Origin of the sequence: Clostridium sp. J1101437_171009_A5 (assembly GCF_015547905.1) — a bacterium.
Lineage (GTDB): Bacteria > Bacillota > Clostridia > Oscillospirales > Oscillospiraceae > Pseudoflavonifractor_A > Pseudoflavonifractor_A gallinarum.
This window is the reverse complement of record NZ_JADMVY010000005.1, coordinates 219142-231198: the sequence shown is the minus strand read 5'-3', so window position 1 is coordinate 231198 and position 12057 is coordinate 219142. Positions and strand designations below refer to the sequence as shown.

At 55.3% G+C, this 12057-nt stretch carries 15 protein-coding genes; all 15 read right to left on the bottom strand.

Annotated features, from left to right (window positions below):
* Positions 1–92 precede the first annotated feature (92 nt).
* Positions 93–419, bottom strand: a complete 327-nt coding sequence (locus I2C21_RS09315) for a hypothetical protein (RefSeq protein WP_006574296.1) — start codon at positions 417–419, stop codon at positions 93–95.
* The gene (locus I2C21_RS09310; RefSeq protein ID WP_286167248.1) at positions 416–2053 is read right to left on the bottom strand and encodes a VirD4-like conjugal transfer protein, CD1115 family; all 1638 of its coding nucleotides are present in this window, start codon (positions 2051–2053) and stop codon (positions 416–418) included. The genes I2C21_RS09315 and I2C21_RS09310 overlap by 4 nt, the downstream gene beginning before the upstream one ends.
* Positions 2054–2217: 164 nt before the next feature.
* Positions 2218–2865 carry a DUF3801 domain-containing protein gene (locus tag I2C21_RS09305; protein ID WP_195279108.1) on the bottom strand — a complete coding sequence of 216 codons (648 nt, stop codon included), beginning with the start codon at positions 2863–2865 and terminating at the stop codon, positions 2218–2220.
* Positions 2846–4252: a relaxase/mobilization nuclease domain-containing protein gene (locus tag I2C21_RS09300; RefSeq protein WP_195279107.1), complete on the bottom strand. Its 1407-nt coding sequence runs from the start codon at positions 4250–4252 to the stop codon at positions 2846–2848. The genes I2C21_RS09305 and I2C21_RS09300 overlap by 20 nt, the downstream gene beginning before the upstream one ends.
* On the bottom strand, positions 4252–4575 hold the full coding sequence (locus I2C21_RS09295) for a plasmid mobilization protein (protein ID WP_195279106.1): 324 nt from the start codon (positions 4573–4575) through the stop codon (positions 4252–4254). Before I2C21_RS09295 ends, I2C21_RS09300 begins: the two co-directional genes overlap by 1 nt.
* Before the next feature lie 617 nt (positions 4576–5192).
* Complete coding sequence (locus tag I2C21_RS09290) at positions 5193–5936, bottom strand: DNA-methyltransferase (protein ID WP_195279105.1); 744 nt, start codon at positions 5934–5936, stop codon at positions 5193–5195.
* Positions 5926–6519: a hypothetical protein gene (locus tag I2C21_RS09285; RefSeq protein WP_195279104.1), complete on the bottom strand. Its 594-nt coding sequence runs from the start codon at positions 6517–6519 to the stop codon at positions 5926–5928. The genes I2C21_RS09290 and I2C21_RS09285 overlap by 11 nt, the downstream gene beginning before the upstream one ends.
* Complete coding sequence (locus I2C21_RS09280; RefSeq protein WP_195279103.1) at positions 6516–7295, bottom strand: DUF7768 domain-containing protein; 780 nt, start codon at positions 7293–7295, stop codon at positions 6516–6518. The genes I2C21_RS09285 and I2C21_RS09280 overlap by 4 nt, the downstream gene beginning before the upstream one ends.
* Positions 7292–7927 carry a hypothetical protein gene (locus tag I2C21_RS09275; protein ID WP_195279102.1) on the bottom strand — a complete coding sequence of 212 codons (636 nt, stop codon included), beginning with the start codon at positions 7925–7927 and terminating at the stop codon, positions 7292–7294. The genes I2C21_RS09280 and I2C21_RS09275 overlap by 4 nt, the downstream gene beginning before the upstream one ends.
* A gap of 8 nt (positions 7928–7935) precedes the next feature.
* A complete protein-coding gene (locus I2C21_RS09270) occupies positions 7936–8679 on the bottom strand; it encodes an adenine nucleotide alpha hydrolase family protein (RefSeq protein ID WP_195279101.1) in 744 nt (247 codons plus the stop codon).
* Positions 8676–9827 carry a methionine adenosyltransferase gene (gene metK / locus I2C21_RS09265; RefSeq protein ID WP_195279100.1) on the bottom strand — a complete coding sequence of 384 codons (1152 nt, stop codon included), beginning with the start codon at positions 9825–9827 and terminating at the stop codon, positions 8676–8678. Before metK ends, I2C21_RS09270 begins: the two co-directional genes overlap by 4 nt.
* Positions 9817–10221: a DUF3846 domain-containing protein gene (locus tag I2C21_RS09260; protein ID WP_195279099.1), complete on the bottom strand. Its 405-nt coding sequence runs from the start codon at positions 10219–10221 to the stop codon at positions 9817–9819. The genes metK and I2C21_RS09260 overlap by 11 nt, the downstream gene beginning before the upstream one ends.
* A gap of 15 nt (positions 10222–10236) precedes the next feature.
* Entirely contained in the window at positions 10237–10776 is a 540-nt protein-coding gene (locus I2C21_RS09255; RefSeq protein WP_286167247.1) for a gamma-glutamylcyclotransferase family protein, read from the bottom strand.
* Complete coding sequence (locus I2C21_RS09250) at positions 10769–11020, bottom strand: hypothetical protein (RefSeq protein WP_195279098.1); 252 nt, start codon at positions 11018–11020, stop codon at positions 10769–10771. Before I2C21_RS09250 ends, I2C21_RS09255 begins: the two co-directional genes overlap by 8 nt.
* Complete coding sequence (locus tag I2C21_RS09245) at positions 11017–11988, bottom strand: amidoligase family protein (RefSeq protein WP_195279097.1); 972 nt, start codon at positions 11986–11988, stop codon at positions 11017–11019. The genes I2C21_RS09250 and I2C21_RS09245 overlap by 4 nt, the downstream gene beginning before the upstream one ends.
* Positions 11989–12057 lie beyond the last annotated feature (69 nt).

Sequence of the window (12057 nt, the reverse complement as noted above, 5' to 3'; positions counted from 1 at the left end):
ATTTTACCGCATTACCCCTGTTTTTCCTAGTATTTTCAATGGTTTCCGAGCTTTTTCCCACTGTTCAGTAAGCCCTACTTAAATTTATAATTTTATCCGGTAATGAGAGTGAGGATCTCCTTGGTAAAGGTGATCACAATACCGCCAGCAATGGTGAGCATGCCGTTGGCCCGCTGAGAGGGGTCGTGGCTCTTGAGGGACAGGCCCAGCTGGAGGACACCGAAGCCCAGCAGGATCAGGCCTATGGCTCGAATCAGGGAGAAGATGAACTCGGAAAGGTTGTTGACGACCGTCAGCGGATCGTCTGCGGCAAAGGCCGGGACAACCATAACGGTCAGCGCCAGAACGAGGCAGGAAAACAGGGCGTACAGTTTCCGTGCGCGGCGCTCATACTTGCGGGTGGTCAGATCATGTTTCATGCTGCAGTCTCCTTTTCTTTGTTGGTTTCATCGGCAGAAATAACCTGGAAGAACGGTGTGCCTGGAATGGCCGGTGTGGTGTTGTGTCCATGGTGAATATACGGCGCTCCGCCTCCGTCCACGGTGTAGCGGATAGCGGGGTGCTCGGTCAGTTCATACTTTAGGTCCATGACGGGTTTTGCTCCCCGGATAAACAAGATGCAATAGCGATTATCCAACGCACGAACCTCATCGGGGGTAAGCAGCTCCCGTCCGCTCATCTGGAAATTGGTGGAGTAGGAGCCCGATTTGCCCTTGGTCTGCCCATGGGTCTTTGTATCAATGGTGGCCTTGCCCAGGGCTTCAGAGATATACTTATGGGTGCTCTGCTCGTTGCCGCCCAGATAGAGGATGGTGTCCGAGTTGCCGGGGATGGTCTCCCAGGAGTCCTTGTATAGCTCCTTAATTTGGGCCATATTCTGGATGATGGTGCTGGAGGAAATGTTGCGGGAACGCATGGTGGCCAATTCACGGGTGTACCCTGGCAGCGGCATGGCCGCGAACTCATCCAATACAAAGTGGACGTGCCGGGGCAGCGCCCCATGATGGATCTGATCCGCGCTGTAATAAAGCGTCTGAAACGCCTGGGAATAGAGCAGAGACACCAAAAAATTGAAGGTGTTGTCATTGTCCGGAATCACGGCGTAGAGAGCGCATTTCTTTTCTCCCAGGGTATAGAGGTCCATATCGTCGTGGTCCGTGATGGCCCGGATCTGGGGCAGGTTGAAGGGGGCCAGACGAACCGCGGCGGAGACCAAAATACTCTTGGCTGTCTTGCCCGCGCTCTGCTTGAATACTTTGTACTGCCGCAGAGCCACGCTCTCCGGGTTCTCCCGTTCCATGGCCTGGAACAGTAGATCCAGGGGGGAGAGATACTCGTCATCCTCCTCTCGAACCTCCGCGTATTCCAGTACCCGCATGACCATGGAGAAGTTCTGCTCATACTCCGGGGCCTCCTGGAACAGCATGAGGATGATGGCTTGGAGGAGCGCCGTCTCGGCTTTGGTCCAAAACGGATCAGATTCATGGCTGCCCTTTGGTGTGGTAGCCTGGATGAGATTATTGACCAGCTTGAGGACATCTTTTTCATCTCTCAGATAGCGGAAGGGGTTGTATCCGTCCGATTGTTCCAGATTGACCAGGTTTAGCACCCGGATGTCATACCCTTTGCTTTTCAGCCACCCTCCGGTGGCTGTGAGTACCTCCATTTTCGGGTCGGTAATGACATAATTGGTGTTGGCCTCCAGAATGTTTGGTTTGACATAGCTGCGGGTCTTAGCCGCGCCGCTGCCGCCGATAACCAAGACGTTGAGGGAGCGGCGGTGCTTGTGGGTGTCCAAGCCCAGGCGGACATGGCGGGTCAGGAGCTTGTTCTCTTTTTGGTGGAACATGGCGTTGACCTGCCGGGGAGAGCCCCAGGCGGCGGAGCCGTGCTCCTCACCGTCCCGAGTGCGCCGTTGCTCCGAGGTGTAGACGCATAGGCCCATGATATAGAGGCCGGTGCAGATCAGGATGGACAGCAGGCTTTTGTCTGTCCAATGGATATCCAGCGGGTGCTGGAGCGCCGCTGTCAGGTTGGTAAGAAGCTCCGGCAATCCATGCCCCAAGGATTGGGCAATGAGCAATGCGCCCCAAACCACCGGAACATAGAAAAACAGGGCCAGGACAATGTCCCCAGCCCTGGAACTTTGTTTCAGTACAGTTCACCCCCATCCATAACAAAAGCAGGGTGCGTTGGCATATCACGCGCCCTGCCATTTTATCGCTGTTTGGTACGAAGCTTTTGCTTATTTTTGGCCGGAGCTGCTTTGTGCTGCCGGTCCAGCTGCTCCCGGTACCCCTTCAGCTGTGCCAGAACAGAGGGGCGCTCATGGGTCGTCTCCGTACTGATTTCGCTCTTGGAGATACTGGAGCTGCCGCTGATACCGGCCAAGTCGAACTCCGACCGAGACTCTTTTTTTGGCGTTTTTTCCTCCCGGATCACTGAATCCCGCATGGGGGATTGCTCCTTGGCTGGTGTACTCTGGCGATCCTGCGGAAGGTATCGGATGCGCTCAAAAATGAGATTGGCGCGCTCCAGCTCTGTGACTGGCATGGCCACATCTACCACCTTGCCCCGCCCATCCGAATCCCGGATGACAGAAAACAGGATCTTCTGATTGGCTGCCCTCTGCTTGAATGCCTGATACTGTTCCGGCGACATGGGGAATATTCGGATATCCCGTGTCTCCCGGAGCATTTTTCCCATGTTGACCTTCCCGGACAGGGTCTTGTGATGCTTTGTCAAAGCCAGCGTAATGGCCAGTAGATTTTTGAGGGCAGACGCGCCCAGCCGAACCGTCACTTCTGTGCCGGTCAACATCATGCGAACCATCTGGTCAGCAGCCTCACCGCCTCCGATGTTCATCGTGTTCCACCTCTTTTCCTCTTGTTTCGATTTTACGGATATCTTTTTCCATTTGCTGGCTTGCCGTCTGGATCTCCCGGCACAGGACCAGCTTTTTGCGTTCTGCGCGGATCTGCCGGTTCAGATCGGCAAGTTGGTTATACACCTCCGTTTTTTCTTGTGTCAGATGCTTTGGAGGGATGCCGCACTGTTCCAATAGGTGCACAGCCTCCATATAGCGGGCAAACTCATCTTCCATGCCGGATAGCCCGTTCTCATAGAGCGCCTTGGCCGGAGCCAGGGCCTCCACATCCGCCAGGGCGTCGTACAGCGCCTGCCGCTTCTTTTTGCGAACATTGAGGATGGTGCGCTGCTTCATCAGATTGGCCAGCGTTTCCTCTGTGCGGCTTTGATAGGCGGTCATTTCGTCAGTGGTGGAAATGTCGTTCTCTCGCAGGAAAGCAAACTGTGTCCGGTACTGCTCAAATTTCATGACTTCCTGCCGCAGGTGCGGCGTCATCCTGGGGGGATACTGTCGCTGTTCGATTTTTCCCAGCAGATAGAGATAATGAACGTACAGGGCCAAAAAGCCCGTGTATTTGGGGTGTCTGCGGTAGGGATGAAACATGGGTCTGTCAGCAAAAGCAGCCCGTTGACCTGTCTCGATTTCCTCCAAATTGCCCAGAATGGCGGCACGGATACCGTCCTCTGTGAAGGCGGCATTTTTTCTGCCTGGATACTGGAACCGCTCCTGGCCCCGCAGACGGAATCCCAGACGGTTTCCGTGGCGGATCTCGTAGCCCTTGTGCTCCATGAGCAGAAAGAAGTGTCCCAGGTCATTGGCGTCCTCAATGGACTCACGGAGATCCGCCTCCAGCATGGAGCGGAAGGTGGGTTGACCCTTGGATTGACGCAGCCACTCCACATAGCTCATGGATTTGGAGGTCTCGCCAGAGAGGATCACGGAGAGGCCGTGCTCCCGGCACAGCCGGTCTGAGATGGCCCGGATTTGGTAGTAGTAACTTCTGGAATTACTATGGTATTTCTCGCCGGTGTCCGCGTTCACGGAGTTGAACACAATGTGCGAGTGGATATGCCCCCGATCCACATGGGTGGCAATTACCGCCTCGTAACCGTTCAGATGCTCCGCAGCGAAAGTCTTGGCAATTTCCAGAGCCAGCTCGGGAGAGATTTCACCAGGCTTGAAAGACTGGACGATATGATAATACTGGATACGATCTTCTTTTCCTGTGCGCCGTTTGGTCTCCAGCATCTGACGGCACTCCCGGCCTGGTTCACAGCCCTGATGGGCGGTAAGGATCTTCTGCTCCGTCTTATCGCCGTTCAGGATATAGTCGATCCCAATATCCAACCGACCTTTCCGAGCCAGAATCTTGGTGATGGCCATTATGGATTGGCCACCTGGTACATTAACTCATAGACTTTATCCAGCAGGAACAGTCCACGCCTGGCATCCTCTGCCGTGGCGATACCGGCATTGACGCTGCGGGCGATCTGGTTGATGTTGTTGCCGATGTGATGGATCTCTGTGCGGAGATCCTTGATTTCCTGGGAAGGTCTGGCCCGGATCGGAGTACCATCGATGAGCCGGACGATATAAGCCCGTTTGCACAGTCCACAGAGTTTGGCCTGACGGCAGAGCTGCTGATACTGCTCCGCCGTCAACTCGATGTGCAGATGATGTTTCTGGTTATCGCACGTCTTTCTCATGCTTTACTCCTTTGTTACTTGACATCCAAGATAAATTTGATAGAATAAGCATGTATTCTATACCGCATTAGCTCAGTTGGATAGAGCGCCCCTCTAACTAAGGGGATTGTCGGGGGTTCGAGTCCCCCATGCGAACTTTCCAAGTATTGCAGAATATGGTACTTGTTTTGGCCGTCAGCAATGACTGCCTTTTTATTTCCCGCCATGTCGATTTCGTCATTTCTGCCCGCAGGCGGCATTGGGGTCAGGGTTTTCCCCTGCAAGCGCGCAAAATGTACATTTGCGCTATGCTTGCCCAACGCCGCCCCAGGCGGCGTTGGCTAGGCCCCGCCGAAGCGGGGCCTATTTTCAAGCGGTAAGTGGATTATGATCATGGCGGGCAGAGCCTGCCAGCTCCATGGAAAAGAAAAATCACCGCTCTGGACCAGAGCGGTGACGCCTACCTTGCAGGCTGGAATGCTCAATATTCCTCTGACATGATTATCTCCACACAAGGGTGTCTATGTTAGCACCCTGAAGGTTAAAAAATCCGGGCAGGGTGTCTAATGCGACACCCTGCCCAAACTACAATATACTACCAGAAAACTCATCAAGGACAATCGGCAGACAGTACACCGTCACACACCCTGGGCCAGTTCCCGCTCAATCCGTTCCTTGGACAGGGCGGCATAGGCATCCGTAACCTCGATGCCAGTGGCGGAGTAACCCTCCAGCACGGCAGCCAGCACCGTGCTGCCGGAACCGGCAAAGGGGTCCAGAATATGTCCGCCCGGCTCGGTGATCTTCACCACATCCCGCATGAGCTGCAAGGGCTTTTCCGTCAGGTGGATGCGGTTCTGGGGATTGCCATACTTGAATACGCCGGGCAGACAGGGGACAGGTCTGCTGATAGGCATATCCCCGTTGGAACCCCAGACAATGTACTCAGCCTGCTGGCGGAAACGGCCCTTCTGGGGACGGCTGTTGCCTTTGTCCCAGACAGCGGTACCGCGCCAGATCCACCCCGCCCACTGGAGCGCATCAGTGGCTGCGGGGAGCTGCCGCCAGTCGATAAACATGCACACAGGGGCACCGGGTTTACAGACCTTGCGGGCGTCATAGAGCCATTCAGCGGCCCAGCGGGTCCAGGATCGCTGATCCTTGGAGTCGCCATCAAAGGGAGGGGGTGCGCTTTCCCCCATGCTGGAATATTTCTTGTCGGTGGACTTGTTTTTCTCCGCCTGGGTTCGACCCCCAGAGGCATAGGGGGGATCGGTGATGACCGCATCGAAGGTATTAGGGGCAAACTCGCGCAGGACCTTCAGCGCGTCGCCGTGGATAATCTCCCAACTGGGACGGATCGCAGTGATGTTATCGCTCATAGGCATGTTTCTCCTTCTTTCCTTTGGATTGATCTTGGAGCGCGGACAGTTCCGTCTCCACATATTCGCTGATGATACACAGCGCCTCATGGTAACTGTGGCAATTCCCTCCGGTGATGCGGTCACACATCTCTTTGGCCTGGGAGTCCATGCCATGCTCCCGGAGCGTCCTGGACGCTGCCCCCATCAGGTTGAAGATGTTACCGTCTTGTTCAATCAGCGAACAGTACGGTTTCGCTCGCTCCTGCTGGTTCGGCTGATCCAGAAAACCACCCAGCCGGTTGGGTACATAGTCGGACAGCCAAGTGCCTCCAAACTGGCTGTGTGTCTGAATCCGCCACATCGCAAGCTTTCCCACATTCAGCTGAACCCCATCAAAAGAGAGCAGCAGGTTTGTGAGACCGTCGTGCTGGAATGTGGCCGCGTTTTCGAACTTGGAGCCGTTCAGCAGGATTCCTTCCTGAGTAAGCAGCTCGTTGATGCCGTCCACCCATTCCTGAAGGTCGCCGCCGCAGCCCTGGAGGATCAGCCCCTCCTCATCGGTCATGTGCCGCAAGTCCTCCGTGGCCTTTTCTCGGATCATTTGACCTCCTCGCGCTTGGCGCTTTTCTTTCTTCTGGGCGAAGTGCGTCCCTTCGTTTTCAAATCGGTTACCACTGGGATATCCAGTTTATTGGCGCGATGGATCTCCGCCCACATCCCTTCCGTGACCGGTCCATAGACATTGACCTGCTGACACTTTTCTACCAGCCGAAGGCCCATCTCCCGTGCGGCCTGATCCTGCACCGGATCGCCCGGATCTGCGATGGGCGGGAACATGAGATGGGGGCAGACTGGGATGTCGCCCGCCTGAAAGACTTCCTGAGCTTTCTGCCTGGCGAACGCAATGTTTTTCTCTACCTCGCCTCGGAGGGGCGCGCAGATGTACACCAATTTGGGTCCGTGGTCTTTTGCCGGGACTTGAATACGGAAGGTCTCCACATAATCGCTGGCCATTTGCCGGAGCTGCCGGTAGTCCTCCTGGGAGGGATGGTAGGCATACCAATCGATCCGGTCACCATCTACCCAAATATGCGGATCAACGCCATCCCGCAGGTAGGGGTTGTTGGGGATCTTCTGTTTTCCCCATACATCCTTGAACCGAAGAGTCAGCTTGTCCACCACACCCTGATTGCTGTCCAGCAGCGTCAGGCGGAGAGCTGCATAGTGATCCGCATGGCCCAGTGTAACAAATTCAGCCCTCACCTGACGGTTTCTGTCCAAGCCACCCAGGCAGGCACGGCCTACAAAGACCGGATCATGGATCACAGCCCCGTCCGCAAATAGTTTGCGGAGTTCCTGCTCAAAAAAGTTGCTCATCTGCTCATCTCACAGCCTTTCTGTTTTTGGGGCGTGGGAGGGGACGGTTGTTGAGGAGCCAGTTCGTCTCGGGACGAATCCCGGATCACAGAACGGTTTTTCCCGCTGATCACCAGGGTGTCCAGCGTATCGTTGCGGATCTCCTCACCGCTGATCACCAATGCGCTGCCTGTCAGACGCACATCTCCGGATACTTTGCCATAGACCGCGCAGTGGCCGGACAGAATGGGAACGCCCATGGTATCCTTGTCATTGAGGATCATGGAAAACCCGGAGGCCCTGGCAGAGGCGCTGAGCACAGCGCCGCGTATATAGGCATTGTCCTCTACCCGCGCATGGCCGGAAAGGACAGCGCCCATAGAGATATAAGCGTTGTCGCAGACGACCGCCTCTCCACGCAGAACAGCCCCCTTGTCAACATAGGCGTCATTACAGGCAATGGCATCGTCAAAAATCCATGCGGTATCGTCCGGCTCAAAGGAAAGGTTGCTCTCGCTCTCCACGAAGCCACCTAAATCACCGGCGCTGACCTCCGCACTCACATCTCCGAGCGCCCGGATACGATGAAGGAAGGGGTACTTTTCGTGCGAGATCTCCGTGATTTCATATTTCTGATTGCTCGTTGTTCTCATCTCCTTTTTTATGCAGCATTTTGGAACAGACTCTCCTGCGCATCTTCCAGACGGAACTCCGCGTCAATGTCGGAGAAGGTCTCACTGCGATTGAATTTCTCGCTCACCTTGTTGGGCAAGGCCTGCAGCTCCAACATCCGTTCCCACAGGTTTGGGTGGTAGTTATAGAGATGGCGCAGTTCTTTTCTTTTGGCGTTAGGGCAGAACCAACAGCCCCCGCGGGTTGTAAATGTGTAGACAGGCGAAAGCAGCCCTGCCCGCTGGCAGAGCTGCTTTGCATCTCCCTCTGTGCAGTTGTACTTGTCCAGTAAGGAGACCCGGTTCCCGGCCAATCGAAGCAGCCGTTCCTGCTCGTCCTTGGCGATCCCAATATACTGAACTGTGTCGGGCGGCAGCGATTTTTGGTATCGCAGGATCGGTTTCAGCTTGCAATCTCTCTGAACAGCACACCGTCCGCAGATGGGGAAAGAACGCAGAAGGCCCTTCTTGGGACCGCGTGTGATTTTGCCTGTGAAGAGATCCACATACGTTTTCTCACTGCGCAGGACGGTTACCTTCACACCCCTGCGTTCTAAAGCCGGAATGGCGGTGGTGTAGATAAAATCTCGGTGTTCCGGCACCTCGCCGGAGATCTCCTTGTCGAACATGACCTCACAATATACTACCTCATCCAGAGGCTCCCCATGTTCCAGAGCCAGTAATATGGTGGCAAGACTGTCCTTACCAAAGGAACAGGAGGCGATATGTTTCAACGGTCCGACACACCTGCTTCCTTGATGCGACAGGCGTTGCACAGTACCTCCGCTTTGTCCGTCTGCTCCCAGGGAGCGTCCGGATGGGTAAAGTGGCCATAGTTACAGAACTGAGCGAAGATGGGCTTGTCCAGTCCGAGGGTGTGACGTATCCCGACGGGGGTCAGGTCAAAGACCGCCCGGACGGCCTGTTCCAGCACACCATCCCGGTATTCGCCGGTCCCATCGGTGTCCACGTTGACCGCCACGGGTTCAGCCTTGCCAATGGCATAGGCCAGGGCGACGGTACAGCGACTCGCCAGACCGGCAGATACAATGTTTTTTGCAATATAGCGGGCCATGTAGGCTCCGCTGCGGTCTACCTTAGTGGCGTCTTTACCAGACAGCGCGCCGCCGCCGTGATGTGCCAGTCCGCCATAGGTATCCACCATCAGCTTGCGGCCCGTGAGGCCGGTATCCGCCTCAAATCCGCCGTAGACAAACCGCCCCGATGGATTGATCAGGATCTCCGTTTCCCCATTAGGCGGCAGCCCCTGCAGTGCGGGCTGGATCACATGGTCCATGAGTTCCTCCCGCAGCTGGTCCAGATCTTTCTCCGGGTCATGCTGGCAGGACAGAACCACCGATGCAAGACGCACGGGGATATCGAAGTTGTACTCCACAGACACCTGTGCCTTGCCATCCGGACGTAAGCCCTGGATCATCCCGGTTTTTCTGGCGTTGGTCAGCAGTCGGGTGAGCCGGTGGGCCAGGATGACCGGCAGAGGAAGGTAGGATTCTGTCTCATCACAGGCAAAGCCATACATGATCCCCTGGTCGCCAGCCCCGGTCTGGACTCCTTCCCGCACAGCGTGAGCAATATCGTCGCTCTGATCGTGGGTGACGACCTCGATCTCATAGTCCAGCCCAGTGTACCCAGCTTCCCGGATGGTCCGGCAGACAATGGAGGGGATATCCGGCATGACCTTTGCCGAGATTTCTCCGGCCACCAGCACTTTGCCAGCTGTGGCCAGTACTTCGCAGGCCACATGGGCGGAGGAGTCACCCTTCAGGCAGGCATCCAGAACAGAATCCGCGATGGTGTCGCAGAGCTTGTCAGGGTGACCCTCGGTAACAGACTCCGCGGTCAAAATGTATTTATCTCTCATGGTCAGATTTCCCTTTCTTTTTTATGTGTTGATCGCCAACGATCCGTCCCTGTTCTCTGGTTGCCGTTCGCACAGGAAGGACCTGCACGTTGTCGTACAGGGACTTGTATCGCTGGATCTGCTCATCTGTCAGGGAAACAAAGTCCTCCTGACCAAGCCCAGCGATGAAGAAGGTGCCGCAGATGATGTCATAGGGCAGGCGATCTTCATCCAGCAGCGGGCGGTTCATCGGCAGGCCAAGGAGCTTCCCCTCGGCATTGCACACCAGGGCTGCCGAATCCTGGAATGGGTACACAGCTTCAATGTCGCCGCCTACGATTTGCTGCATAGCTGCCAGACCATCGATCTCCTGCACACGGCAGGGCTTTTGCGGTTCTACAACTAATACTTTCATGTGCGCTCATTCCCCCTATCGCTCTTTCCCACGTTGCTTCTTGGGCGATTTGGCCTGCCCGCCGCAGATACGGTTGAGTCTACTGCTCTCTTGATCCAGTTCTTTGGCACAATGCTGCCACGCCTGTTTTAATTTGGACAGTGGCAGTCCGTTCTGGCGATAGCCATCCCGAATGCCCTGGTAATAATATTCCGAGGGCAGGGCGGGAGAGCGCCACCGATCCCCATCCGTCATCACGTAGGCCATGACAGTCAGCTGCCGCCCCGCATGATCCCGCACAGCAACAGACTCTTTTTCGTATAGGTGGGGATATCCCTCATAGAGATCGAGAGACCGCTCACAGCCCGGTGTGATCCGCCAAAGTAGGCCATGTACCTGCTGCCCTTCCTTGGGCTTGATGGTGGCAACGCCATTTCCGCTTGCGTTGCCGCGAAACAGCAGTTCATATCCCTCCAGCACGACCGGCCCCACCACCTGGGCCGCAGGACAGCGGTAGGCCATCTGATCCAGGTTGATATTGCTGCCGTAGGCAAAATACAATTTATCTTCAACCATGGTCCAACACCTCCAGTGCGCCGATTTTCGCCAGCGCCATAATCATGGTCTGCGCCTGTGCTTCTACACCGCGATCCGGCAGAATGCAGTCCTGATCCGTCATGCGGATGAAGTTGCTGCGAAGCTGCCAAATATAGCTTTCTGTGTCCGGAAACTCCGTGGGGTCAAAGGCAGCTTTCCGAAGCTGATCCATGATTTCTGTCCCGGTACCCTCGTACACGGTATCTTCAATGCGTATTTTCATCGTGCCACCTCACTGCTTCGGTTTTTCTTTTTCTTATTGACATCGTAACTGTCCTTGTCATAGCGCCAGGCTCGATCCCCGTCCAAGTTGGCCAGAAGATGATCCCTCGTGTGCTTGAACTCCGGTCCATTCAACCCAAGGCGTACCAACCACACCCGGAAGGTGAACAGTTCGTTGTCACTTTGCGTCTTGCGCATGACGGTGCTGCGCTGGGCGATGGCTTGGGCCGATATGGCAAGGCACAGATTCACATAAGCGGCAGCCCGGCCCGCATGGAGAGTGGAGTTAAAACAGCGAAATTCCACGGTCCCTCGGTAAAACACAGAATGGAGATTGAGCGCATAGTACCGTGTCCAGTTGTAGTGCTCTGTACTGCCGTTGTCCCCCTCGTACCAGATGGCTTCCAGCTGTGTCAGGTTTTTGGTTTCTTCGGATGAAAGCTTGCGTGCCTTTTGCAGCATGGGTTCCCGTACCTTCTGACACCACCTGGAGGCCCGAGACTCATTGACCTGCAATGCCTTGAACAAAATATCCTCTTTGGAATACATGATCCCGATGAGATTTTTTAGCGACTGCCGATTGTGGTTTGCAGCATCCACATGGACATGGATACCGCAGGAGGAATTGACTTTTCCCCCTGCAGTGCGGACGCGGCGGACGCATTCCTGAAATTTGGGCAATTCCGCATAGGTCAGTTTGGGCGTGACCATTTCCACACGATACCTCGGATCTGAGGTGGAGGTGTATCTGGCACCCACTTTTTGTTCTCCACGGATACTACTATCGCTCATAAGCCGCCATTCTTTGCCCATCTCATCCTTCACATACCAGCTATCGTAGTAGTCATCGTCCCGGCGAGGCACTGTGCCAAAATAATCCGCTAAGGCTTGGGCCGCCTGTTCACGAGTAATTCCGGTCAGTTCCACTTCCACGCCGAAGCACTGATCTTTCAGTCCTACTTCATTCATGTCACTGCTCCCTTCTAAAAGATGTTTCAAAACCTTGTAAACACTGTATCCGTTCGAAATCCGCTGATC

Bases quoted from the DNA above. Each gene is read 5' to 3' on its own strand.
- I2C21_RS09315 (WP_006574296.1), bottom strand. From the start codon at position 419: ATGAAACATGATCTGACCACCCGCAAGTATGAGCGCCGCGCACGGAAA.
- I2C21_RS09305 (WP_195279108.1), bottom strand. From the start codon at position 2,865: ATGAACATCGGAGGCGGTGAGGCTGCTGACCAGATGGTTCGCATGATG.
- I2C21_RS09300 (WP_195279107.1), bottom strand. From the start codon at position 4,252: ATGGCCATCACCAAGATTCTGGCTCGGAAAGGTCGGTTGGATATTGGG.
- I2C21_RS09295 (WP_195279106.1), bottom strand. From the start codon at position 4,575: ATGAGAAAGACGTGCGATAACCAGAAACATCATCTGCACATCGAGTTG.
- I2C21_RS09290 (WP_195279105.1), bottom strand. From the start codon at position 5,936: ATGAGCGATAACATCACTGCGATCCGTCCCAGTTGGGAGATTATCCAC.
- I2C21_RS09285 (WP_195279104.1), bottom strand. From the start codon at position 6,519: ATGATCCGAGAAAAGGCCACGGAGGACTTGCGGCACATGACCGATGAG.
- I2C21_RS09280 (WP_195279103.1), bottom strand. From the start codon at position 7,295: ATGAGCAACTTTTTTGAGCAGGAACTCCGCAAACTATTTGCGGACGGG.
- I2C21_RS09275 (WP_195279102.1), bottom strand. From the start codon at position 7,927: ATGAGAACAACGAGCAATCAGAAATATGAAATCACGGAGATCTCGCAC.
- metK (WP_195279100.1), bottom strand. From the start codon at position 9,827: ATGAGAGATAAATACATTTTGACCGCGGAGTCTGTTACCGAGGGTCAC.
- I2C21_RS09260 (WP_195279099.1), bottom strand. From the start codon at position 10,221: ATGAAAGTATTAGTTGTAGAACCGCAAAAGCCCTGCCGTGTGCAGGAG.
- I2C21_RS09255 (WP_286167247.1), bottom strand. From the start codon at position 10,776: ATGGTTGAAGATAAATTGTATTTTGCCTACGGCAGCAATATCAACCTG.
- I2C21_RS09250 (WP_195279098.1), bottom strand. From the start codon at position 11,020: ATGAAAATACGCATTGAAGATACCGTGTACGAGGGTACCGGGACAGAA.
- I2C21_RS09245 (WP_195279097.1), bottom strand. From the start codon at position 11,988: ATGAATGAAGTAGGACTGAAAGATCAGTGCTTCGGCGTGGAAGTGGAA.